This window comes from Cystobacter fuscus (assembly GCF_002305875.1).
GTDB lineage: Bacteria > Myxococcota > Myxococcia > Myxococcales > Myxococcaceae > Cystobacter > Cystobacter fuscus_A.
Window position 1 is genome coordinate 10837072 of record NZ_CP022098.1, and the last position, 25401, is coordinate 10862472.

A 25401-nucleotide genomic window follows, 5' to 3' on the forward strand; every position below is an offset into this window, starting at 1 on the left:
CGGGGTGAGGCTGGCGACGCGGCTGTGGTTGCTGGGCGCGCTGGTGCCCATCGTGGGCCTCCTGCTGGCGATGCTGCTCGCGGAGTCCTTCTTCGAGACATGGCTGGCGCGTCAGGTGGATCGGGCGCTGCTGTCGCAGGCGGCGGTGGAGTCGGTGAGTCTCTTCGACGGGCCCGGAGGCCAGCCGCACCTGCACCTGCTGAGCTCGCCGCTGGAGGAGGAGGTGCGCCCCTTCGCGCCGATGGCCGAGCTGTTCGATCCCGAGGGCCAGCGCCTGGTGTCCTATCCCTCCACGCTCGAGGGGCTCCACGGGCCGGCGCCCGCGCGACAACCGCCCCAAGCGCCGCCGCGCTTCGAGACGGTACGAGGCGAGGATGGAGCGCGGCTGCGGCAACTCACCCTGGGGGTGCAGGCACCAACGGGCGGGGTGTACCTGCTGCGGTTGTCGGCGTCGCTGGCGCAGCAGGAGTCGGCGGTGCGGGCCTTCCACGCGGTGACGCTGGCGGTGGCGGTGTTGCTGGGCCTGGTGCTGTTCTCGCTCCAGACATGGCAGGCACGGTGGCTGGCCGGGCGGTTGAATCGGTTGCGAGTGCTCATCGGCCGGCTGCGAGAGGGCGCACTGCCCGAGTCCCCGGGGAGCGGCAAGCGCCGAGACGAGGTGTCCGAGGTAGAGGGTGCGCTGCACGAGGCCTCGGCGCGGCTCGCCGAGGCGCGCGAGGCCCAGGAGCAGCTCATCGCCCGGGCGGCGCACGAGCTGCGCACGCCGCTGGCGCTGATGCGCACGAGCCTGGATCTGGCGCTGTGGAAGGAGCGGGATGCCGCCTCGTTGCGCGAGGCGCTGGAGGAGACGCGGCGGGAGGTGGAGCGGCTGAGCGCGCTGGCGGGCAACCTGTTGGACCTGGCCTCGTTCGGGCGTGGCGGCTGGGAGGTGAGGGCCGGGGACCTGCGCGAGGTGGTGGAGGACGCGGCCGCCGCGGCGCGCGCGGAGGCGGAGGCACGGGGCGTCTGGGTGGTGGTCGAAGGCCCCGAGCCGGCTCCCTGCACCTTCCATGCGGCCTCGGTGAGGCAGGCGGTGGACAATCTGCTGGCGAATGCCTTGCGGTACGCCCCGAAGGGGACGGAGCTGTCCGTGCGGTTGGAGCACGAGGGGACCCGGTGGCGGCTGTCGGTCCGGGATCGGGGCCCTGGCATCCCGGTGGAGCACCGGGAGTCGGTCTTCCTGCCATTCCATCGCGTGGAACCCAATGGCTCGGGGACGGGCCTGGGGCTGGCGGTGGTGCAGGAGGTCGCGAAACGCCACGGTGGCCGGGCCTGGGTGGCGGAGGCGACGGGGCCGGGCGCGGAGGTGGTGCTCGAGCTTCCCGCGGAAGGCCCCTCCGCATGAATCTTCTTGACGCCAAGAGCCGTCAGGCCTGGCTTGTCGTAGGGCTCGACGATCCTCGCACCGCTCTGTTTTGGAGAGTGCGAGCCTCTGGGCGTTGAGCCCTCGTGAGTGCCCGAGAGGGATGGGCCGCGAGCCGTGCGCTCCGCTCGCCAGTGCGTCGCACCAGCCCTCGCCGTCACTCGGCGTCCGCGATGCGATCGAGCAGTTCGCTCAACAGCGCGCTTTCGCCTTTCGTGAGAACAGTGATCCGGTCAAGCGAGGCACGCAGCGCCGCGGCCACTGAGCGGACATCCGCGTTCGCCGGTGTAGCCGCCTCGCTCGAGATCGCGTTCACGACCGCCTCGCGCGCAGCATCGGCGAGTCCGAGGTCACGCTGCCCTTCGGGCTGGCGAAGGAGCGTGAGCACGGCCCCGGTGCCCATCGCCGACACGAGGCCGAGAGCCCGCTCTTCACTGACCCGCAGCCGACCCGCGCGCGCGATGTTCCGGATGCGCCGCCGCAGCACATCGTCCCCGTCGCTGACGGCAGGAGACTGCCACGCCAGATGCGGATCGCTGCTCATGATCGCGAACAGCCCTGGATGGCTGAGGCCGAACGCGACGTGCGTGTCCCAGCCATCGCGAAAGTCCTGAAGCGGGTCGGGGTGCGGCGTGCGCACGGACTTCTTCGCCACGTAGCTCTTCATTACGTGCTCGATGACGGCCGCGAGGAGGCCACGCTTGTCGCCGAAGAGCCGGTAGATGGTCGGCGCCTGCACACCGGAGGCGGCGGCCACGGCACGCGTGGTCGCGGCATCCGGACCTCCAGAGGAGATGAGCTCAGCGGCGGCCGCGATGATGCGCGCGCGCGCATCGGGGCTCTCGGTGTCTTCGGCGGCGAACTTCTCGCGATCCTCCATGGGGCTGACATAGCACGCGCCTGCCGGAACGACGCTAACAGCGACTTGATAACGCCGTTACCCGTCGCTATGTTATCAATGGTAACGAAATATTGATTCCATCGTTACATCGAGGAGCGTTCAATGATCGTCGTGACCGGAGCGACAGGCCAGCTCGGCCGTCTCATCGTGGAGAAACTCGTCACCCGCGTCCCGGTGGACCGAGTCGCCGTCAGTGTCCGAGACGTGCGGAAGGCCCAGGATCTGGCGGCACGCGGCGTCCGAGTGCGCAGAGGCGACTTCACGGATCCGAAGAGCCTCGCGCACTCCTTCGAGGGCGCGTCCCAGGTCCTGCTCGTCTCGTCGAATGCGAGTGCGCATGGGGGCGATCCCCTCGCCCAACATCGCGCCGCCATCGACGCCGCACGGTCCGCCGGCGCGCGGCGCATCGTCTACACGAGCCACATGGCCGCGAGCCGTTCGTCGGCGTTTCCCCCGATGCTCGACCATGCGGCGACGGAGCAGATGCTTGGCGAGTCCGGTCTGGCGTGGACCGCGCTTCGCAACGGTTTCTACGCCGCGAGCGCGATGTTCCTGCTGGGGCAGGGCCTGCAGACGGGAGTCTTCGAAGCGCCCGCGGATGGAAAGGTATCCTGGACCACGCACTCCGACCTGGCGGAGGCGGCAGCGGTGATTCTGACGAACGAGGGTCGGTACGACGGGCCCATGCCGCCGCTCACGGCAGCGCAGGCGCTCGACTTCGGAGAGCTGTGCGACGTCGCGTCGAGCCTCCTCGGACGTCCGATTCGTCGAACCACCGTGTCTGAGGACGAGATGCGAGCGAAGCTCGCGGCGTCCGGCATGCCCGCGCCCGCGGTCGCCATCTCGCTCGGTCTCTACCGCGCGAGCCGCAACGGCGAGTTCGCGGCCGTCGATCCCACGCTGCGGCAGTTGCTCGGACGTGAACCGACGAGCATGCGCGAGGTGATCGCCGAGAAGATGGGCCTAACGGCCTGGCGGGCTAGCTCTCGCCCGGGCTTGGACGCGGGGAGTGGGATGCGCACCTGACGCTGGCTCGCCAGGAGGGATGTCCCGGCATGAGGGCCTTTGCGCGCCGATCAAGGCTTGACGGGATGACTGAAGTACAGTTCGGAGGCGATGGTCTGGAATTGGATCTTGCCGTTTTCGACCACGAAGGTGTCGCTGCCGAAGAACGTGTTTTCATTCTTCGGCGTGTAGCGCCAGGTAAGGTAGATGACGCGGCCATTGATGATCGGTTGATCCAGATTGTTCTGGCCGGTGCTGAAAATCTGGAACAACTGGCTGAAGGCCCGGGCGATACCTGCCTTGCCGCGGATGACCTGATTGTTGAGAATCAGGACGGAGCTGTCGGTGTAATCCGACGTGATGGCGGCTACGTCATTGGCCTCCCAGGCCTTGATGTGGTGCTGCCAGACATCCTGGGTGCTCGGGGTGGCGGCCCGTGCCGGAACGCCAAAGGTCAACGTGGCGAGGATGCTGAAGAGAGCGGTATTGAAGGACGTGGTCATCGGGTTTCTCCGTGAAGTGGGTTCTGATGACGCGTCAGGATTAACACGTGACCGATTCAGTCTTGAGCTGGCTTGCTTTCAAAGCTCTTTTGAATTCGCTTCAAAAGCAACGCCGTGGGGCTGGTAGGTGCAAAGGCCCCGGCCGCCATCAGGCGAGCCGGGGTTTTCCTTTTCTCCTGAAGCCGCCAGCGGCAGACGGGCGAGCTGGCCGCGCGTCAGTCGTGCCGCCCCCAGCTGTCGGCCGCGCCCCACACGACGTACCCGGGCATCGCGAAGAACGAGGCCGTGCCGTAGATCTTGTACGCGCCGTTGGAGATTGCGGCCGACTTGACCTTGTCGACGATGTTGCTCACGCGTGACATCGTCTGGTCGGACACGCCCGCGGCCTTGGCGATGTTCACGCGCTCGCTCCAGGCGCCGCTGGCCGCGCCAGTGCCAGCGCTCTTGGCGAAGCCGGTGACCGTGCTCTTGGCAAGCCCCTGGTACCAGGGCTGGTGCTGCTGGACATTGGTGAGGATCGTCGTCACGTCGCTCGACACCGCGCCCGACACTCCGCCCACGACGGCCTTGGCGCCGATGCGCGCGGCGATGCCGCTGGCCCCCTTCTTGCCGGAGAGCCCGCCCGTCGCGAGCCCCCCGAGGCCGCTCACGACCCCTGTCGCGAAGCCCGCGGCGGCGCCAATCCCCATGGCCTCGAAGAAGCCCTTGGCCGTGAAGTCGCGGCCGTGCTGCACGTCGTATTTCAGTCCGGACATCCCGGCGCTCTTGAGCGTGCTCCCCGCGACATTGAGACCGAACTGGGTGAGTTTCGTGGAGATGGACGAGGTCGAGCTCGCCGCGCCCTCGGCCACCGAGGCACCCGCGGCCACCTTGGCCGCCGCCTGCGAGCCCGTCGCCGCCGCTCCGGCCGCCGCGCCCTCCGCTCCAGCCGCCGCGCCCTCCGCTCCGGCCGCCGCGCCCTCCGCCGCGGCCGCCGCGCCCTTCGTCGCGCCTTTCACCGTGCCCTTCACCGCGCCCTTCGCCACGCGCGTCGCCGCGCTCGATGCGCCGCCGGTGAAAAGCGAAAGCCCGATGCCAATGGCCGTGATCGCCACCATGGCCAAACCGATGCCGATCTGCGCCCCGACCGAGAGCTCACCGGTGGGGTCGGTGATGCCGAGCGGATTGTTCGCGGCGAAGATGTAGGGGCTCGCGAACTGCCGCTGCGGATCCGGCGTCACGAAGCGGCGCAGGACCGGGTCGTACATGCGGGCGCGGAAGTTGTAGAGCCCGACCTCGGCGTCCCACTCCTGCCCCTGGAAGAAGTAGGGCGTGGCCGCCAGGTCCCCCTCGGCGAGCGTGAGGCCGCCGAAAGGGGCGTACGCGTAGCGGGCCACGAGCGTGGCGCCCTCCACGACCGCCCACACGGACTGGTCCGGATCCGGGAGCACGAAGCGCGTGGCCGCGCCCACCAGGGCGAGGAGCCCAGACGGCCCCTGGACGAGCACCGTCCAGGACTCACCATCCCGCCGAGCCACGGGGACCAGGCCCGCGCCGAAGAAGTAGACGCTGTCGGCGCCGTCGCGGCGGCGCTTGAGCACGCGCTGCTGGCTCCCGCCGTAGGCGAGCCGGAGCGCGCCGCCGGCCTCGATGCGCGTCGTCATGCTGGTGGCACGGTCGTATCCGAACGTGCGGCCGGCACCCGCCAGGAGCTGGCCGCGCGCGCTCCAGGTGAGCGGCTGGGCCGGCCCCGACCCGACGGTGAGCGACGCGACACGGTCCGAGCCGCCGACGCACGGGGTGGCCACCACGGTGCCGCTCTCCTCGGCCTCCCAGATGTTGCCGCTGGGATCGTAGGAGCGGATGGTCATCGTCGTGGCGCCGGCCGCGGTGAGCAGCCGCCGCTGAGCGTCGTAGCCGAAGACCTCATCCTGGCTGGTGTCCTCGCCGGCGAAGCGCCACCGCACGCCGCGGGTGCGCACGACGCCATCCGCGTCATAGGCGTAGGCGAGCGCGAAGGACTGGTCGCCGGCCGCCGACGTGGTCGTCATCGCGGCCACCTGGCCGGGCGAGGTGTAGTCGACGCGCCGGGTCCACGCGCCCTGCCCCAGCACCTCCCGCTGCACCGCGCCGTCCGCGCTCCAGCCGTAGGCCGCGAGGTCGGCGAGGCCAGCGGCGGTGCCGACGGACACGAGGTGCCCGAGCTCGTCATGGGCGTAGTGGACCGCCGCGAGCGGGGCTCCCTCGGGGAAATCGACGCGGACCACCTCCGAGAGGTTGTCGTACGTGTAGGCGACCGTGCCGTCGGCGGCCGTGGGCCCGTCGAGTGTCATGCGCACCGAGGAGAGGTGCCCGTCGTCGTCGTAGCCGAACACCTCGGTGACCGTGACGTCCCCGTCGTCCCCGGGATTGTTCGCCACCGAGATCCATTTCCTGCCGATGAGGGTGGGCTCGTCCCCGTCGCCGTCGTAGCGCATCGTGACCGCGACCGTGGATCCCTCGGTCGGCCAGTCGGGCTGGTTCGCGCGCAGCCGCAGCGCCGCGGGCTCCCACGCCGCCGAGACGGTGCCCTCCTCCACCATGCGCCCGAGCGCGTCGTACTTGTAGTAGACGAACCACTGCTCGCCCGCATCCATCGCGGGCTGCACGAAGCGCAGCCGCCCGGCCACGTCCGACACGAACCGCGTCTCCCCCGCGTCGGGATCGGCAAGGGACTCGGTGCGCTGGAGGGCGTCCGTGGTCATCCGCTGTGCGTAGGCGCTCGGGTCCTGCTGCGGCCCGCCCACCAGCGCGTTGGGGAGCGCGGTCTGGAGCGTGGCCGCGGGCCCGGACGCGCCCGCCGTGTAGGTCCGGTTGCCCGAAGTGCGCGAGACCTCCTCCCCCACGCTCGACACGTAGGTGCTCGTCACGGTCTGCGTGAGCTGGTCGGTCAGGCGCACGGACCGCGTCTGGACCGGGCTCGTGAGCGTGTCCTGGAAGTACTGGCCGGCCGGGAGGCTCCCCGCCGCGTTCGCGCCGAAACGCAGCCGCGTGGTCTGGCGCTGCTCCTCGGGCACCGAGAGGTCGATCGCATAGGGCTTGCCAGGGCTGCCCTGCTCGATGGACTGCTGCCGGGGCGAGGCCTCGTAGCGCGTGCCCTGGTAGGGGTAGCCCTGGTCGTCCGAGCGAATGATGCCGTCCTCGGTCTGCCCCCGGTAGTAGTCGGCGACGTCGCCCTTCAGTTCCCAGGTGGTGGAGAGATTCGCGAGGAAGTCCTCCACGTCCACGAAGCCGGGCCGGTATTGGAAGACGGGCTGGTGCTGGCCGGAGCCGAACGAGCCGGGGGCGCCCTTCGTCGTCACGAGCTGGCGGTCGAGCGCGTCGTAGACGAGGCCGACCACGAGGCTGTCGGCGCCCTGGAGCTGCTGCACCTGACGCTGTCGGCCGGTGGCGTCGTTGTAGGACACGCCGACGCGGACGCCCTCGACGACGGAGAGATTACGGATGGCGCCCTCCCCGGCGAGCGTGATGGACACGGTGTCCCCGACAGGACGGACCGCCTGACTGTAGAGGAGCTGGCCTCCGGCGAAGAAGAGCACGACGCCATCGCCGACGACGAGGAGCCAGTGCTGCTCGAGGGGGGGCGTGGCCAACGCCGTCCAGGCCCCGCCCGCCTGGGACGCGGTCCAGCCGCCATCCCAGCGGACCGTCACGTTGCCCACGGACACGGATGCGACCACGTCGCGCGCCTGGAGCTCGAAGTAGACCGCGCGGGTTCCCTCCGCGGTGCCTCGCCAGGTGACCGACCCCGCGGTGGCTCCCGTGTGCACGAGGGCGCCGTCCCCGGCCGCCCACCCGGCGGACGCGTCCCAGCGCTCGCGCCAGCAGTCGCCGTCACGGAAGGTCTCGAGCACACCGCCGATGGCGGGGTGCAGGGTGACCTCGGCGTTGGGGCTCATGGGCGAGAAGACGCCGTCGTTGCCCCGGCGCGACAAGAAGCTCTGGGAGAGCTCCTTGATCTCCCCGGAGGCACCCACCGAGACGGTCGGCTGGAAGGAGCGGTCATAGTACGTGCGCGTGGTGCGGCCGCTCGCGTCCTGGGTGGACGTGACCTGCTGGCTCGGCTCGTCGAAGGTACGGCTCACGAGGCTGTTGGCCAGGGGGCCCACCAGCACGCTGTCGATGGTCACCGGGCTGGCGGTGGTGTTCGTGATCGACAAGGCGAGCGCCACCGACGCCTCCGTGGCGGCGGAGCGGGGCGCGAGTGGGGCACTGCTGGTCACGCGCGTCCTCGGCCGGCGAGGACGGGCGGCGAGGCGGGCGCGGCGGGCCGCGGAGCGCCGATCGGGCGCGGGAACGGCGCCCCCGAGTACCTGGGGGCCGCCGAGCGGAACGGGCACGGTGACGTAGCGCCACGCGCCGTCCGTGGCGGGCAGCGGCACGAAGATCGGCGTGGCGGCCACGCCGTCGACGGTGACGGTCGCGGAGATGCCGGTGGTGGCGTCGGCGGAGAAGCCGGCCGGTGTCCGCACCCACACTCCGACGAGGTACGTGCCCTCGGGCGCCTCGGGCGCCACCGTCACGGAGAGGGAGGCGTTGGCGCCGCCGGGCAGCCGGGCCGCGCGGATGCCCGTGCGCGCGTCGTCCGCGTCATACTCCACGCCGGAGAGCGTCCAGCGGGAGGTGTCCTCGTAGGGCTGGAAGCCGAGGAAGGCGAGCCCGCCGAATGGCACGTTGGACGAGCGTGCCACGGCGAACTCGCAGTGGGTGCTGTAGATCGTGGCGGTCGGCACGCCGAGGCCGTCCACGCTCTCCTGCTCCTGGCCATAGGCCGTGCGCTCCGTGGTGCGCGCCGCGAGGGCCCAGCCGGCCGGGTTGTCTCCCGGTACGTAGGCGGCGAACGGGAACGCCACGTCCGCCGCGTCGAGGAGGCCGAAGCTCGCCTCGGCCACTGCGACGAGCACACCCTCGGCGCTCGGCCAGCCGGCATAGGTCGTCGCCATGACCTGCACGGGGACCGTGCCCGTGTCGGTCGTGACCGTGTGGGTCTCCTGCGCGGGGTCGGTGAGCGCGTGGATCGCGGCCAGGCCGGCATCGACCGCGACGCCCTGGAGCGTGGTTCGCACGAACGTCTGCGCCTGGCCCCCGCCCCCGTACTGCCGGAGCGAGACGGTCACCGGCTGGCCAGTCGCGGAGCCGGGCGAGCCGTCCGGTACGTACACGGTGGTCTTCGTGTTGGTGACACCGTTGATGACCTGCGTGTCCACCGTCTGCACCACCCAACCGCCGCGGAGCACGACGGTCTCGGGCTCGAGGACGTCGGAGGCGACCTGTTGGTAGACGACCCAGGTGGCCCCGGTGCTCTCGAGCAGTACGCCGTCGCGGTCGCGCGTCTCCGTGCGCAGCAGGAGGCCGTCGAGCATGTCGTAATAGTTGGCGCCGGTCTGATCCGCCATGCCGTTGAGGTAGGTGCTGTCCACCCACCCGTTCACGGGGTTCGCCGCATCCGCTGTTCCCGAGCAGGTGCGGGCGGAGAAGTACTTCACGATGTTGCCCAGGGGGTCGCAGCCCGCGGTGCCCGTGTCGAAGACGTAGCGCGTCGGGATCTCGTCCTGATAGCCGTCGGTCACGTCGAGGCCGGTGACCGCGTAGTGCGCGATGGGACCGGCGAAGGCGTCCCCGGCGTACTGGTGGAGGTACACCGTCGTCGCCGCGTCGAAGCCGACGGCGTCCTGGGGATAGGTGGCGAAAAGCTGCGGCCCCTTGGGCGAGGTGCCCGGGGCAGTCCCTCTGACCATCTTCTCCTCGAGGAACGGCTCGGGCTTGCCCACCTGCCCGTTTCGCAGCACGACCGCCTCGACCCGCTGCGACGAGCTCCCTTTCTTGGCGGTGAACGCCAGGAAGGTCGGCCCCTCGTCCACGAGCGACTCGGAGTCGAAGTCGTGGCCCTCCGCGCTCACGACGGCCTCCAGGTTGGCGGACGCCGGCGCGGTCACGACGGCCCCCCAGTCCGACGCGATGCCACGGAAGTACACGTACGGGCCGACGACCGCCCAGTCGGCACCGCCGCTCGTGGGCCAGTTCTTCGTTTGATTATCCTGGGCCGGCAGTGATTGGCCCAACGCGGCCGGGGTCGGCCTCCAACCCGTCGTCGGGTCATAGGCCATCACCCGCCCGACGGCCTTGCCGACGCCACTGGTGGGAGCGATGACCTGGAGGGCGTAGTCGGGCCCGAACGCGTAGCGCTGGGCGCGATCCGCGTCGGGCATGCCCGGGTTGAGCGCCGTGCTCACCGCCCACGCCGCGCCATCGAAGCGCGCGAGGTTGCCGTTGATGGCGACGAGCGTGTCGTCGATCACCTGCGGAATCCACGGGGTGGGCTGGTTGCGCTGCCCGAAGTTGTCGGTGAACTTGCCGAGCTCGTGGACCTCGAGCGCGTAGGCCGCCGTCCACTGTGCCACCCAGACGCGGTAGGTGTTCTGCTGCGCATTGCTCGAGGTCAGGTTGGACACCGTCACGAGCGAGGCGCCCGGCACGAGGGCGACACTGTTCAGGTTCACCGTCGAAAGATTGGGGAGCGTGGTCGGGGGCCCGGACTTCCATACGAGCAGACTGTCCAGCCAGCGGAGTGCCAGCTTGCCGTCGAGATCCAACGTGGCGAGGTACTCCCCCGCGCCCGCGATCCATGTGTAGCGGGGGGTCGTGATCGTCTCGCGCGTCCACGTCCGCGTGGTCCATCGCCAGGTGAGCAGCTCGTAACTGCCGGACAGGGTCTTGCTGCTCATCCGGGCCACGGCGAGCCAGGTGGTGCCGCCCACGAAGGTCGTGGCGACGCCGGTCGTCGGCAACGTGAGGGTGGGGACGTTCTTCGCGGTGGTGACCCCGTCGATGGTGGCGCTGCGCCACTGGCCGGGCCGCGCCACGTCACGGTCGAAGACGTAGACGGCGCGCTCCGACGGGGTGGTGCGCGTGAAGGTGAGCGCGAAGAAGTCCTGGTTGGCGACGGCCTCAAGGCTGTTGAGATCGAGGCCGAGCGTGTCGAGGAGGGCGTCGTCCGGGTCGAGCTGCCATGTGAGCCACGAGCCCCCCCAGGTCCAGACCTGGAGTGAGAGCCGGCCATTCGCCTGGTTGTAGTACGTGACGACCGCGTAGTCCGGGCCATAGTAGACGCGCGGTGAGCCGCTGCCGACGGCGTCCGGCCGCTTCACCTCCGCGCGCCGTTCGCACCGCGTGAGCTCCTGGCGGGTATAGCCATAGGTGGCGGTGCCGCCCTCCGGAGAGGTGAGGGTCGCGAGGGCCCCGGGCTGGCCGCCCTCCGCCGCGGCGTCGAGGTAGTAGCCGAGCACGAGGCCGGGGCTCGCCACGCCGTCCTGGTCGAACTGGGTGATGCCGGTGAGGAAGCGCTTGAACGTGTCTCCCCGGAGGGGGCCCGTGGCCTCGGTGACGTTGGCCACCTCGCGCTCCCGGCCGGATGCGTCCGGCCGCGGATCGTAGCTGAAGCGGAAGGTGAAGAGCGTGGAGCCGTCGGCCGCCCGGAGGGTGATCTCGTCGAGGAAGCGCGTCTCGTAGCGATCCTGCCATGCACCGGGGGCGTCGCTGGGGACGGCGCGGTGCGGGTCCGCGTACTCGCGCGGGGCCGTCTCCCCGGCGCTCCACAGCTTGTCGCCGTAGTCGAGCGTGACGGTGCGGCCGAACACGTCGGTGATGCGGGTCAGGTACACGGCCTTGGTGTACGGCAGTCCGCCGGCGCCCACACGCTGCTCACAGCCGCGGATCAGACCGTCGGTCCGCTCGAAGCCGTTGTAGGCATAGGTGACGGAGCTCCCGAATCGGTCCGTGACGCGGCCGAGGTACCAGGCGCGCGCCACCTGGACCTGCCCCTCGGTCCTCATCGAGGCGCCGCTCCAGATCGGCTCTCCGTTGCTTCCCTTCCACCACACCGACCACACCACCGTCTCGTTCACGCTGCGCGCGCCGGCCGCATCCCGCGTGACACCGCCGCCGAACGATCGCCGCACCGCCGAGTCATTCGTGACCACCCAACGCTCGTAGCGGGGGTAGTACTGGATCTTCCAGAACTGGTAGTTCTGGAGCTGGTACGCCTCGCCGCCGTCCTTCGCCAGCAGCCGCTCTCCCACCTCGAGCGTGTAGAGCAGCTCGTGGGTGTCGTCGACGAGCTCCCAGGTACCATGGCCGCCCCGCGCGATGGCGTCCGCCGACAGGAGGAGCCCGTGCGCGTGGAACTCCTCGACGAGCGCGGCGGGGACGGGCTTCCCGTCGGCCAGGCCGCCCGCGAGGGCCGCGTCGGAGGAGAAGAGGCGGGGTGCCCACGGCTGGCGAACCAGCGTGTTGGGCACTCCGTTCTCGTAGAGCGCGTACTGCCGCGTGCCCGGCACTGGCGAGCCCGAGGACACCGCCTCGATCCACGTGAGGGGAAGGCTCCAGCCGAGGCCGACCACCCCCGTTGGCGCCTCGCGGTTCCACGTCGTCGCCTCGCGGAACACGTTGGATTGGTACTGGAGTGACAACGTCACGTCGAGACCGTTGTCCTGGGAACGCCCCGGGAGGGTGAACAGGCTCTGGGTGAGGTTCACGTCCCCGCGGAACAGGTTGACGGAGCTCGACAGGTTTCCGACGGAGCTGTCGTCCATCTGGAACGTGCGGATGGCGGGGGGCTGGCTTTGCGACGGGGGGTTGGACGACGACATGGTGGGCCTCGAGCGCGAATGGGGTGGGGCCCGCGCGGATGGCACGGGACGGGAAGAGGGTGCCCCGCGGCGTAGCGGGGCACCGGTCGGGTCCGGCCAGCGGGAACCAGGAGGCCGGCTAGTCCTTCGGGACGCCGACGACCAGGAGCGACACCGAGCTGCCGCTCGCCGCGGTCTTCCCGCTGTCATCCCAGATGAAGGCCTTCGGGTCGGTCAGCTGGACGGTAGTCCCCTTGACCTCCCACTTCTCGCAGCCGCCACCAATCGACCTGACGTGATGGTCCCTGTCGCCGAAGCGCACCTGGTAGTCCTGGAGGAGCACCACCGCATCGGAGAGCGCCTTCCCGAACTCCACCGAGACGGTGCCGCCGGTCGCCTTCTGCAGGTCGGGCTTGGCGACCGCGTACACCGCGTCCGTGTTGATGTTGGCGGCGAGGAGGCCGGCGTCGAGCTTCGCCGTCGAGGCCCTGTTGCCCGAGGAGTCGGTCATCGACGCGTCGGCCTTGATGTAGGCCGTGGTGCCGTTCGTGGACACGCCCGTCGTAAGCTCGACCGACAGCACGTGGTTATCGTTGCCGTAACTGAGCTCAAACCCGGAGAGGAAGGCGGCGTCGATCGAGAGCGTCGAGCTCGGGAGCGTGATGGCGCCGCTCTGCGTGCCGGCGGAGATGCCGTTCTCGGAGGCGAGCACGACGTCGCCGTCCGCGTTGTCGACGATCGCGATGCAGCAGACTTCCGCCGAGCTGTCAGCCACGTGGATGTTGTTCCCGCTGTCGTCCCGGATCTCCCCGTTGACCTTGACGATGACCTGCGTTGCGCTCGGCTGGTTGGCGGTGAGGGACATCCTGAGGGTGCGGACGTGGTTGTCGTTGTTGAAGCTCAACCTCCAGTACGCGAGGCCGACCGTATAGCTGAGCACTTTGTGCCCGCTGAAATCGAACGTCACGGACTTGGAGGGTTGGGTGTGGGCGTGGCGAACAGCGATGGGCATGGCTTGGCTCCAGGCCGCCGGGGCGGCGTTGTGAAGGGTGAGTGACGATTTTTCGATCCGGCTTCTGAAGGGCAGGCGATGAATCACTCGCCCGCGGGTTCGATGCGGCCTTCAGAGAGGCTTTGCGCTCAGGGCGCGTACATCTCCGCCGTGGCAAGTGAGCGGGTGCCATCTTCGCCACCCACGACGAGAACCCTGCCTGAGGTCAGCAGCGTCGCGGTGTGAGCTCCGCGGGACGCGGCCATGGAGGGGGTTACGGACCAGGAAGAGGTGGCTGGGTCGTACAACTCCGCGGTGTTGTCATAGCTGCTGCCGTCGCCCCCCGCGACGAGAACCTGGCCCGAAGCGAGCAGCGTGGCGGTGTGGCGGGAGCGGCCTTCGACCATGGCGCCAGCCGCGGACCAGCTGTTGGTGCCTGGATCATACAGCTCAGAGGAAGAGGGATCAGTAAGCGATTGCCCCCCTGAGATGAGCACCTTGCCAGAGGGAAGCAGCGTGGCCGCGTGAAGGTCATGGCGCGTCACCATGGTGGCAGCTGGAGCCCACGAATTGGTGGCCGGGTCGTACACCTCGGCGCTGCTCAAGCTCCCGGAGGCATTGGTCCCTCCCGAGACGAGGACCTTGCCCGAGGGGAGCAATGTGGCCGTGTGGTGGAAGCGGGCGGTGCTCATGGTGCTGGACTTGACCCAGAGGTTGGCGAGCGGCTCGAACACCTCCGCGGTGGCTGAAGCGTTGGTGCCATCGGTGCCGCCGGTGACGAGCACCTGGCCCGAGGGAAGCAGCGTCATGGTGTGACCGGAGCGGCCTCCACTCATGGAGCTGACCTCATACCAAGCGTTGTTCTCCGCATCATACATCTCCACGCTGGTAAGGGCGCCGACGCCCCCAGTGACGAGCACGTAACCAGCGGGGAGCAAGAGGGCGGCGTGAGCGAAGCGGCCCTTGGACATGGCACGGGCTGGAGACCAGGAGTTGGTCGCTGGATCGTACAACTCCGCACTGCTCAGGGGGGTCGTCCCAGTGCGCCCCCCAGCGATGAGCACCCGGCCCGAGTCGAGCCGCGTGGCGGTGTGGTTGTCGCGGCTCGTGGACATGGACCCCGCGGACGTCCACCCGGTGACGCTGAGTTGAGCCGTGCCGCTCGCGTCCCCCAGGGTGGCGGTGAGGGTGACGGGCCCACCCCCGGCCACGCCGGTGCCCAGGCCCGTGCTGCTCACGGTGGCAATGTCGGTGTTGCTCGTCGTCCACGTCGCGCTGCTCGTCACGTCGGCCGTGGTGCCGTCGCTGTAGCTGCCTTGAGCGGTGAACTGCTGTGTCGAGCCCTGGATCACCGAAGCCGTCGCGGGGGTCAGCGTGATGGAGGTGAGCACGGGCGGCGGAGGGGTGATCTCGAGGGTTGCCTCGCCCGAGGCTTCATCCGCGTTGACCGTGATGATGGCACTACCGGGCTTGAGAGCCGTCACTTTGACGGTGCCGTCCGGTTGCGGTTCGACGGAGGCCACTTGAGGATCGGACGATGTCCATTGCTGTGAAGTGGAGGCGTCGAGGTCGACGACGCGGCCATCGTCATAGACCCGCTGGGCCTTCGCGGTGGTCTTCATCCCCGCGGAGATGCGGGTCTCCGCGAGGACGACACTGATCGAGAAATCGTCTGATGGAGATGGAGAGCAGCGGCAGCCATTGACTGCAAGCGTCAAGCAGAAGGCGAGAAGGGAGAGCGGTAGGTTTTTCATGCGAAGTGGCTCCGGGTTCATGGTGGGGAAAGGCCCAGACGGCCAGCAGTCAGAGGAGGTGCCGGATCATGTCAGCGCGGCTACCTCTACTCAGAAGCCGCACCAGCCCAGTCCGCCCCCTCTCGACAGGCCTTCAATCCTTCCCAGGCTTCCTGGCTACGGCGCGGGCATCCAGGCCAGACTCAAGTTCCTGCCGCTGCCCGAGCTCACGTCCTGGATATCGCTGCCGTCGGCCAGATTGGCGCTCCGGAGCACTTCACCCAGCCAATCCGCCCAATACAGCCGCCCGGCCGTGACATCGATGGCAATCCCGTGCACTGTGTTCTGGTTGGTCACCAGGGTGGTGGCGTTGGAGCCGTCCAGGTTGGCGACATAGATACTGTTGCCGCGGGTCGAGTAGTACACCTTCCCGCCGCTCGAGTCGACCGCCAGGCCCACGCCCTGGCCGCCCAGGCCCGAGCCGATGGTCTCCAGGTTGGTACCATCGAGATTGAATCGTACGAGCCTGGTGTTGTTGTAGGTAATGACATACACCTTGCCGCTCGGGACATCGAACGCGAGGGCGGACGGGCTATCGATGCCGCCGACGACCTGCGTTGGATTGCTGCCGTCCAGCTCGGCGCGCATGACCCGTTTCCCGTTGAAATCGGACCAGTACAGCTTGCGGTTCGTCGAATCGACTGCCAGCCCGGAGGGGGAGCCTCCGTTGGCCACGATATCGACCGGGTTCGCCCCATCACTGTCCACTCGAGCGATTGCGCTGCCGCGGGAGTAGAAGATGGTACGGGTTACCGGGTCGGTGGCGACGAGAGCTGCCCCGCCGATGCCGGTCCGGAGCTCAATGGCATTCGTGCCGTTCACGTCAACCCTCCACAGCGAGCCGGCGGCAGTCACCCAGTAGAGGCTCGCAAGAGCGGTGACGTCGACCACGAAGGTGGTGGAGGTGGTGGCGGAGCCGTCACTCACCGAGAGGGTGATGGTGGTGGAGCCGCTGGTGCCGGCGGCGGAGACGACGTTGAGGGTGCGGCTGGAGCCGGAGCCGCCGAGGACGAGATGGCTGGGGTCGTTGGGCACCAGGTCGGTATTGGAGGAAGTGGCGGTGACCGTGAGGCTGTCGGCGGCGGTCTCCACGTCACCCACGGTGAAGGCCAGGTCGCCGGTCGAGCTGCCAGCGGTGATGCCCTGGTTGGCCACCGAGGAGAGGGTGGGCGTGTCGTTCACTGGCGTGATGGTGAGGGTCACCGTGGCCTGGGCGCTTTGGCCCTCGCGGTTGGTGGCGCGGAAGGTGAAGGCATCTTCGCCATTGTAGTCGGCGCCGGGGGTGTAGGTGACGAAGCCATTGGCGCTGATCTCACCCAGCGTGCCGTGGTCCGGCGCGTCGACGATGCTGAAAGTGAGTGCCCCGTTGCCGCTGGCCGGCAGGTGCACCTCGAGGGGCGTGTCTTCCGCCGTCTCGAGAGTGCCGTCTTGGGCCACCGGCGGTGGGTTACAAGCGGCGAGGATGCTGGCAGCCAGTCCAAACACCAGTCCGGCGCGCAATGCGGTGGCTGGCGCTGCGAGCCACCTCGAAAGCAAATAGGACATGAACTCTCCTCCCCAAAGATGGCGGCGCCGCCCGGGTTCGAGCAGTCGCCAGGCACCCCGTGACGCACACGAGGCTCCGCTGGAGACAGCGAGCGTGCGCCCCGCTCTCTACTTAGAATGTCGGGAAGTGGATATTGGACCTTGTGCTTACTTCGAGTTTCGCACTTTCTGGCGAGGCTCAAGCCGCCGCTTGGGAGGAGCCCGGGAGGAGGAGGAGCGGTTTTTGTTGACCCTGCTCATCGCGCGGGGTCGCAGAAAATGCCGAGCGCAAACAGGCGTAGCGCAAGGTGGTGAGCATGTCGGCGAAGGAAGGGCGCACCTTGTGGCGGTACCAGGGGCGGAAGGGAGGCTCGTAGTGGGTGTGCCCTTCTCTGGCGAACCACAGCACGGTCAGGCTGTAGAGCAGCATGGCCATAGGAGCGGTTCTCCGCACCGCCAAGCGGCTCCAACCCTGCGGCTCCTCGAAACCCAGGTGGCTCTTGCTTCCTTGGAAGGCTTCCTCAATGGACCATCGTCCGGCGTACCCCTGCAACACCTCCTCCGCCGTCTGTGTGGAGACGGTGGAGTAGAAAGCTTGCACGGGTCGATTTCCCGTCAGGGGCTCGACGACGACGACCTTGAGCAGACGGTTGGGAACGCTGTACCAATACACCAGCCCCTCGACGACACGCACCTTGTCTTGACGTCCATACAGTCGCAGCGTCAGGTGCCGCGCCTTCTGCTTTTCCAACATTTGTTCCGGGTTGGGCAAGCGAGGCCCACGCCGGCGAGGCCGACCCCGAGTCGTCGTCCGGCGCGCGGGGACAGGGGCGTGCAACCGGGCATCCAATGGCATTCGGCTGGTGAGGTCAAACCGGTCAGGGAGATGGGCCAGAACACTCTGTCCGCCGTAGGCCGAGTCGGCATACACGTGAAAGCGTCGCTCGGGCACTCCCTTGCTCAAGCACTTGAGCATTTCGACAGCCAGCTGGGGCCGCGTGCGATAAGTCAGGCGCCAGCGCGCTGCGGATTTGCGATTGAGATAAAGGCGGAAGAGGAGCGGCAGGCTGAAATAGCGGCCTGGAACACAAGGCAGTTGCACGCGCACGGCCAGCACGACCCACGAGTGCCCCCAGCTGAGGACAGCGCACTGGCGACTGCTGGCCAACGGGTCATGGTGCATGCCCGTGCCAAACATCTTCACGCCCCGCTTGCGCGCCAGGGTATCGTCCAGAGTGAGGGGCACTGCGCCCGGTTCAAGCAAGGGCCTGGCCAGGGCGAAGAGCGCCAGGCCCAATGCATCCAGGCTCCAGCGGGCGGTGGCGAAAACCCGGTAATAGGCCGAGTGGTGCTTGTCGCCCACGGCTCCAGCGGCCACCAGGACCCCCGTCAGAGTGCGGCGTCCAGCGAACAGCCAGCCTTTGACCACCGTCACCCACGAGGCCCGCGTGGGCGCGTTCATGGTGGCGCCCAGCGCCAGGAGCAATTGGAGGAAGGAATCCGGCAAGAACATGGTGTCCCCTTGGCGAGAGGGGACAGCCAGCTCGACTCGACGCTCCCCACCTCCGCCATCAGCTTGCAGTGGATGACTTCTAACGTCCTGCGGCGCCTCTCGCCCCTCCTGCTCGCCCTCCTGCCGCCAGCTCGCATGAGGAGCAGCCCACTCTTCAGCCCCTTCTTCTCTTCCTCTCTCAGCGCATCAAAAGTGCGAAACTCGAACTTACACCGCGCGGGCTCAGCCCTGGCCCAGCCGATCCACGAACCGCACCAGCTCCGCCACCGAGTCCACGTCCAGCTTCTGGATGACGCGGGCGCGGTGCACCTTGATGGTCTTCTCGGTGGTGCCCAGCCGCTGGGCGACCTCCCTGTTGGTCAGCCCCTGGGCCACCAGCGCGCAGACCTCGCGCTCGCGGGGGGTGAGGACGGCATGACGGGCATGCAGCGCGGCTGTCTCGGCGCGGCCGGCGCGGGCCGCCGCGTCCTTGAGCAAGGCCTGGGAGATGGCTCCCAGCAGTTGTTGCTCATCAAAGGGCTTCAGGAGGAAGTCCACGGCGCCGGCCTTCATGGCCCTGACGCTGGCCGGCACATCCCCGTGGCCGGAGATGAAGATGACAGGCAGGTGGCAGCCCTTGGACTCCATGGCCTGCTGCAGCTCCAGCCCGTTCAGCCCCGGCATCCGCAGGTCCAGCACGGCGCAGCCCGGCGTGTCCCCGGACAGCTGCGCGAGGAACTCGGAGGGCGAGGCGAAGGGCTTCGTGGCATGGCCGGCGGCCCGCAGCAGCCGCCCCAGCCCCCTCAGCACGGACTCATCGTCGTCCACGAGGAAGATGGTGGCGGGGGCTTGTGTCATGGCGAGGACTCCGTGTGCGCCGCGGGAAGCACGAACCGTAGCAGAGCCCCCTGCCCCGAATGGCTCTCGGCTTGCAGGCGGCCGCCGTGCGCCTCGACGATGGAGCGGCTGATGGACAGCCCCATGCCCAGCCCATTCTCCTTGGTGGAGTAGAAGGGCTCGAAGACGAGGGCCAGCCGCGACGGCTCGATGCCCCCTCCCGAGTCCTGCACGCTCAGCTCCACCCGCCCCGGGCCTGGCGAGGCGGTGCGGACCCGCAGCTGGCGCTGGCCCGCGGGGACATCGGCCATGGCATCCATGGCGTTGATGAGCAGGTTGAGCACCACCTGTTGGAGCTGGATTCCGTCCCCCTGGACGGCGGGCAGCGACGGGGCCAGCGCCAGCTGCAGGGTCGCGCCGCGCAGGTGCATGTCGTTGGCCAGCAGGCGCGCCACCTCGCGCACCAGGTCATTGAGTGAGTGGAGTTCCTGCCGGGGCTCCCCCCGCTTGAGCAGCGCGCGCATGCGGTGAATGACTTCGCCCGCGCGCTTGTCGTCGGAGATGATGTCCCCGAGGGCCTCGCGCACCTCGTCCAGTTGCGCGGGCGTGGCATTGAGCAGGCGGCGCGCGGCCTGGGCGTTGCTGAGGATGGCGGCCAGGGGCTGGTTGAGCTCATGAGCCAGTGAGGCGGCCAGCTCGCCCAGGGCGGCCACCCGGCTCACGTGGGCCAGTTGCTCCAGGGTTCGACGCGCCTCCATCTCCGCGAGCTTCTCCAGGCGTTGGCGCTCGAGGAGCTCGGCCTGGGCACGCATGCGGCGGCGGCGCTCCACCACGAGCCCCCCGGCCACCAGCGCCTGCAGGCCGCTGATCGTCAGAGCCCCCAGGACCCACCAGCGGTAGCGCTCCCAGAGCGTGGGCTCGTCGAAGGCGAGCCGCACCCCGGGAGGCACCCGATCGCGGGGAATGCCCCAGCGCCGCAGCGCGCGGGCATCGACCGTCAGCGTGTCCACGGGTGCCGGCTTCAGGGGCGCGAGGAATTCCTCCTGCTCTCCGCGCAACACGCGGGAGGTGAGCAGGCCCAGCTGTTGGCCCACGGCCTCGTAGCTGACGAGCGCTCCGCCGACGAACCCCAGACCCAGGACGGTGTCGTGGAGGGCGAAGCAGGGCCGGTTGCTGGCGGAGAGCAACATGCGTGCGATCTCGCGCCCCACGAAGGGTCTCCCGCTGGGATCGGTCATGAAGGTGAAGGTGAGGACAGTGGTGTCGTCCGGCAGGGTCCTCGCGCGCTCGAGCAGCTCGGCCAGCGGCAGGTTGCTCAGGTCGATGAACTCCAGCCCCCGCTGCGCCAGCAGCGGTTGCAGCTCTCGCACCAGCTGCTCCTGCCGAGCGCGCTCCCAGGGGCTGGAGCCGTTGATGAGCGCCAGCCTCCGTGTACCAGGCAGCAGCCGCAGGGCCAGCTCCGCGGTGGCCCGCATGTCATAATGCAGCCAGAGGCCCGCCACCCGCTCCGGGCGAGGCTGCTGCTCCCAGAGCCGCTCGTCCTCGGAGAGGACGATCATCGGGATATCCGGCCACAGCTCCCGGCGCAGTTGCAGGGCCAACTGGATGGCGTCGGAGCGGAAGGCGATGAGGGCATCCGGCCGACGCTCCCGGTACTTGGCCAGATACCAGGTGTGCAGGGCGTGTGTGTAGGCAGGCCCGCGGGCCCAACCCAGATCCAGGCTCTCGACATCCAGAGTGATCGGGCCGTCCTGGGCCTCCCACAAGGAGGAGCGGAGACTGGCGACGAGCGTCGCCATGGCGGGCAGCGCCGTATCCTCGGGAATGAGCAGGAGCACGGACTTTCCAGCCGGACGCGCCTCCTGGGCCACCGCCTGGGGGGGCAGCAGCCAGAGGAGGCAGAAGACAAAGACCATGCGCCAGGACATGGTGGACACATTGAACGACACTTTGAACCGCATGAGGGGTACCAGGAGACTCTAACGCTGGACGGCGAGGAGCGGTTCCCCGTGTGGGCACGTAACCCCGGACCCCGGCCGTGCACCTGCGTCATTCCTGGCCAGCTCGCCCGCGAAATCATGCCTGGCGGTGAAGTGACGTGCGGCCGGGTCACTCCGGGGACAATTGCCGCGAGAGCCGCTCGATTCCGGCACGGATCATCCGGCCATAACCGTCCTCACCCAAGGCATCCGCTGAGCCCTTCTCCCGCTCCACGTGCTCCCGCGCCCGAGCGAGGTCACCCAGCTTGCGGTAGTCCTCGGCGAGGTTGAGGTGCAGTGATGGCTGGAACGCGCGCACGGAGAGCGAGGCGTGGAGTTCCCGCGCCCGCTCATCCGTCGACAACGCCGCGGCCTCGAGCGCCCTCAGGTCCCAGGCCAGCTCCTCGCGCGGATCGTCCTGCACATCGGCCATGTAGTGCGCGAGCAGGCAGCGGTGGAACGGTTCACCCTCGGGGGAGAGTTCCTCCCAGATTCTCGTGAACAGTTGGCGCGCCCTCTCGCGGTCACCTCGCTGGCTCCTCTCGATGGCCTCGGCGATTCTGTTCATGACTTCGTCCTGCCCCGGCATGGCACCTCCTCCCTGGTCAGCGTGCCGGACCCGCCCCCGGGGTGTCGAGGGTGCTGCGGTCGGGGCCAGTCCAAGGGCTGGCGTCAGGGCTGGATCCTCCAGGGCTCGTTGTCCCCCATCGTGTAGCGAGCGGGCAATCACCGCTCGCTGGCGCGATGCCCGCGCGAGGCGCAGCCGTTCCTCGGGGGCTACTGGCAGGGACCGCAATCCTTGCAGTTGTCGGGGGTATCTCTCGTGCCGCACTGCTCCGTGTATTGGCAGATGCCGTCACCGCACTTGAAGACCTCGTCGTGGCGCATCCGCGTGGTGATGGCCCGGTAGGTGACGCCATTGAAGGTGCAGGTCGAGTAGAACGCCCCCTTCGGGTCCTTCTCGCAGAGGTTGTTGCACTTGAGGCGGCGGATGCGGCGCATGGGAGCGCAGCGCGCGTCGTCCTCCTGCTCGTCGTCCTTGGAATCCGAGTCGTCCGTCAGCGCGCAGAAGCGTGAGGAGCTGTTGTGCTTGTGGAGCCGACCCCTGTCACTGCTGGCGAAGACCCCCTCGCCATTGAAGAGGTTGCCGAAGAAGCAGGCCTCCTTCTCTTGAAAGTCCTTCAGCTCCTCGTTGGTGAAGGGAATGACCTCTCCCCTCGCGTCGCGCCCCAGCAGGGAGATGGGGACGTGGGCCCCATACATGTTCACGTGCGCCGCCAGGCAGGCGGAGACGAGCTGCTGCTCGGCCACGTTTGCCGGCATCCCTTCGGACCAGTCCGGCGCCAGCCCCAGTCCACCCCTCCAGGAGTAGGTGGTGCCCGAGGCGGAGTCGGCATAGGTGCGCGTCGCCCCCGCGGGGACCGCGCAGAAGACGAAGTACTTCATCACCTGGGCGTTGAGCTCCGGGTCCGTCTGGAACCAGGTGGAGAACTCGGCGGAGGCCAGCCCGTTGGTTCCCAGCCCGTTGGTTCCCAGGCCATTGGTTCCCAGCCCGTTGGTTCCCAGGCCATTGGTTCCCAGCCCGTTGAGCTCCTCTACCGCCTGCTTCCTGGCGGCGAGGACCTGCTCCGGTGGCCGCGCCTCCACGCTCCCACAGCCACTCAGGGAGGAGATCTGCAGCGCAGCCCCCAGGAGGAAGAGGGAGTGAGCGCGACCCGGACGTCGGCCCCCCCGGCGATGGACAATTTCGAACCAATGGCTTCGCATGGTGCCCCCAGATGACCAAGAGATGCTCCGGGCGCGAACGACCGCGGGCCCGGGGAGCCACGAAGGAGCAGGTACCCAGGAGACAGGCTCCAGGGTTCAGACTGTATCACGAACAGAGGGCTCGGATTTCCGTAGCACCGGGGAGCACGGTGCGGCATCCGGTCGTCAACACCACGAGGAGCCGTTGCACGACGCTCCACGGTGCGACGCGGCCCTCAGGCGCGAGACACGAGGCCGTGCAGGCCCAACAGGGCGAAACGAGTTCTTTGACACCTTTTCAGGAGTTATATAAGTGCAGGTGTAATAATAATTGTGTTTGGGATTCGGTGAAGAGATTACCGAAGAAACAAGCCAACACCGCGAGGAGCCGCTGCACGACGCTCCGCGGTGCGACGCGGCCCTCAGGCGCGAGACACGAGGCCGAGCAGGCCCAACAGGGCGAGGAGCACCCCCATGAGGGACTCGCCGATGATGAGCCCCGCTCCGACTCCCCGCGGGGCCGGAGTCGAGGCGGGCCACGCACGGCTCACGCCCGCGGCCAGCAGTGCGCCCAGGCAGATGGTCACCGAGTAGTACGCTGGCACCAGGAAGCCGATACCCACCGCCACCGCCGAGGGGACGAAGTGCTCCAGGCGGCCCCGGGCGAGCAGCGACAGCAGGATGCCGGCCAGCAGTCCCAGGCCCGCCGCCAGCGCGCCGGAGGGAGGCAGGCCCTCCACTCCCCGGGCGCTCAACTCGGCCAGGGCCTGGAACTGCAGCGCCGCGGGCACGGGGAGCTCCGGCGAGCCCAGGCCATGGGCCTCCACCAGCAGGACATACGTGGGCAGGGACACCGCCGCGCCCAGCACCACCCCCAGCAACTGCGCCTGGAACTGACGGAGCACGGAGGTCCCCAGCAGGCGCCCGGTCTGCAGCGACCACAGGCCCACGCTGGTGCTCGCCAGGGGCCCCGCCACCACCGAGCCGGCGACGACGCCGAGCGTGGGCTGGCCCTGCACCACGGCCCCGAAGGCCACCTGCTGCAGGGCCCCCATGGTGGCCACCGGGCAGATGTCCGTCTGGCCCGCCGCGCGCGCGCCCACCGTGCACAGCGGGAGCAGCAGCACCAGCGCCAGCAGCAAGTGCCACGGCCTCAGTCCGAATACGGTGCTTCCCAGGAGCAGCACCAGGAGCACGGCCAGCGGCACCACGCTCGCCTGCCACTGGAACGCCAGGCGCTCCCCGGCCGCGCGCCTCCGCCAGAGCCGGAGCACATCCGCCCCCAGCGCCGGCACCTGACGCCCCAGGGCCGCGAACGTGACGACCGAGGCCCCCACCATCAGCCCCACCCCGGGCCACGTGAGCCAGGCCACCAGGTGCTCGAACCCGCTCGTCGCCACCCTCCCTTCCCGCACCAGCCAGGGCGCCAGGAGGCCCCACGCCACCACCGCCCCCAGCAGCAGGCTCACTCCCACGCGCGGCCCCACCAGCACGCCGAGGCCCAGCAGCAGCGGGCTCCAGCCCACCCCGAGTTGGAGTTGCTCCGCCGCCACGCCCCCGAGTCTCCCCGGGAAGAACGAGCACCCCGGGAACAGCCGCGGTCCCTCGCGCAGCCAGGTCACCCCCACCGCGCCCAGGCCCGCCCACCCAAGTCCCCGGGCCCCCACCGGAGGCGCCTCCCCTCGGGCTTTCAGCGTGGAGATGAGGTCCGCGGTGGCCACCCCGGTGGGAAACGGCAACGCCTCCTCCTCCAGCAACCTCCGGCGCAGCACGAACGCGACCCACACGCCCAGCGAGCCCAGCCCCACGCCCCACAGCGCCACCGCCCAGCCCGGCGGGGTGGCCCCCATGAGCGTCAGCGCCGGAATGGCCCCCATCAGTCCCGCGGTGGCCGAATGGATGCCCATCGAGGTCGCCACCGTCTGCGCCAACTGGAGCTCTCCCGTTGATGGGCCCGCGGTTCCCCTCCACCTCGACAGCGCCGCCATCCCGCCGAAGGCCAGCAACGTGGCGATGATGTTGCCGCTCTCCCACAGGCCCAGCTTCAGCCCCATGTAGACATTGCTGACGGCCAGCACCGCGCCGATGAGGCTGCCCACCACCAGCGCCCGCGCCATCGGCTCATCCCTGGCGGATGGCCGCGGCCCGGCCCCGACGAGGTAGCGCGGACCTTCGATACGAGTCTCCGGCCCCGGGACGTCCTCCTTCTTCAGGACGGAATCCACCTGGTTCCTCGTCATGTCTGTCCCCCTGGGAGGCCGCGCCCCGGGCCTCTCCTCCAGGTTCCGGCAGACCCGCTCTCCCTGAGAATCCCTCTCACCACCCGCCAGCGTGCAACTGTTCACGCTCCGACACCGTCCTCCCGCCGGGCGAGGTTATCTCTCGCTCTCTCTGTCACCGCCTCCGCCCTCCATGTCTGGGTATGAGGCTTCGACTCCGCGGGTGACAGAGCTGGCTAGTTTTCCCGTGATACATCGATTTGCCGGCTGGCTTCTGATACGATTGAGTTTCGTCAATGCGTGACTCCAGGGGGGAGAGCCATGCCACGCTGCATGACATGCGGTCGGCGTTGGGCCGGGAGCC

General features: G+C 69.0%; 14 protein-coding genes. 2 read left to right on the top strand and 12 right to left on the bottom strand.

Translation table 11 applies throughout. The features are described 5' to 3' along the window. Nucleotides 1-4: 4 nt before the first annotated feature. Nucleotides 5-1384, top strand: a complete 1380-nt coding sequence (locus CYFUS_RS43970) for a sensor histidine kinase (protein ID WP_095990659.1) — start codon at nt 5-7, stop codon at nt 1382-1384. A 175-nt stretch (nt 1385-1559) separates the two neighbouring features. Here the strand turns inward: CYFUS_RS43970 and CYFUS_RS43975 are convergent, their stop codons facing one another. Continuing rightward, on the bottom strand, nt 1560-2282 hold the full coding sequence (locus CYFUS_RS43975; RefSeq protein ID WP_095990660.1) for a TetR/AcrR family transcriptional regulator: 723 nt from the start codon (nt 2280-2282) through the stop codon (nt 1560-1562). Between the two features lie 123 nt (nt 2283-2405). On the opposite strand from CYFUS_RS43975, the gene CYFUS_RS43980 reads away from it, so the two are divergent. Then, on the top strand, nt 2406-3329 hold the full coding sequence (locus tag CYFUS_RS43980; protein ID WP_095990661.1) for an SDR family oxidoreductase: 924 nt from the start codon (nt 2406-2408) through the stop codon (nt 3327-3329). 50 nt (nt 3330-3379) lie between these two features. Here the strand turns inward: CYFUS_RS43980 and CYFUS_RS43985 are convergent, their stop codons facing one another. The 11 genes from CYFUS_RS43985 to CYFUS_RS44035 all read right to left on the bottom strand — a co-directional run bounded on the left by CYFUS_RS43985 (nt 3380) and on the right by CYFUS_RS44035 (nt 25058). Next, nucleotides 3380-3811 (bottom strand): nuclear transport factor 2 family protein, encoded by a 432-nt coding sequence (locus CYFUS_RS43985; RefSeq protein ID WP_095990662.1) that lies wholly within the window; start codon nt 3809-3811, stop codon nt 3380-3382. 215 nt (nt 3812-4026) lie between these two features. Then, entirely contained in the window at nt 4027-12477 is an 8451-nt protein-coding gene (locus CYFUS_RS43990; protein WP_095990663.1) for an RHS repeat-associated core domain-containing protein, read from the bottom strand. Between the two features lie 118 nt (nt 12478-12595). Beyond that, the gene (locus tag CYFUS_RS43995; protein WP_095990664.1) at nt 12596-13468 is read right to left on the bottom strand and encodes a hypothetical protein; all 873 of its coding nucleotides are present in this window, start codon (nt 13466-13468) and stop codon (nt 12596-12598) included. A 128-nt stretch (nt 13469-13596) separates the two neighbouring features. Next, nucleotides 13597-15069: a kelch repeat-containing protein gene (locus CYFUS_RS44000; protein ID WP_198316347.1), complete on the bottom strand. Its 1473-nt coding sequence runs from the start codon at nt 15067-15069 to the stop codon at nt 13597-13599. A 288-nt stretch (nt 15070-15357) separates the two neighbouring features. After that, entirely contained in the window at nt 15358-16785 is a 1428-nt protein-coding gene (locus CYFUS_RS44005) for an Ig-like domain-containing protein (protein ID WP_095990666.1), read from the bottom strand. 178 nt (nt 16786-16963) lie between these two features. Next, complete coding sequence (locus CYFUS_RS44010; RefSeq protein ID WP_095987584.1) at nt 16964-18277, bottom strand: transposase; 1314 nt, start codon at nt 18275-18277, stop codon at nt 16964-16966. A gap of 222 nt (nt 18278-18499) precedes the next feature. Further along, complete coding sequence (locus CYFUS_RS44015) at nt 18500-19114, bottom strand: response regulator transcription factor (protein ID WP_095990667.1); 615 nt, start codon at nt 19112-19114, stop codon at nt 18500-18502. Continuing rightward, the gene (locus tag CYFUS_RS44020; protein ID WP_095992583.1) at nt 19111-21021 is read right to left on the bottom strand and encodes a sensor histidine kinase; all 1911 of its coding nucleotides are present in this window, start codon (nt 21019-21021) and stop codon (nt 19111-19113) included. The genes CYFUS_RS44015 and CYFUS_RS44020 overlap by 4 nt, the downstream gene beginning before the upstream one ends. Before the next feature lie 181 nt (nt 21022-21202). Beyond that, nucleotides 21203-21640 carry a hypothetical protein gene (locus CYFUS_RS44025; RefSeq protein ID WP_198316348.1) on the bottom strand — a complete coding sequence of 146 codons (438 nt, stop codon included), beginning with the start codon at nt 21638-21640 and terminating at the stop codon, nt 21203-21205. 209 nt (nt 21641-21849) lie between these two features. Then, nucleotides 21850-22839, bottom strand: coding sequence for a hypothetical protein (locus tag CYFUS_RS44030; RefSeq protein WP_232537155.1), 990 nt, complete (start codon nt 22837-22839; stop codon nt 21850-21852). 401 nt (nt 22840-23240) lie between these two features. Beyond that, on the bottom strand, nt 23241-25058 hold the full coding sequence (locus CYFUS_RS44035) for an OPT/YSL family transporter (RefSeq protein ID WP_095990669.1): 1818 nt from the start codon (nt 25056-25058) through the stop codon (nt 23241-23243). Nucleotides 25059-25401: the final 343 nt, after the last annotated feature.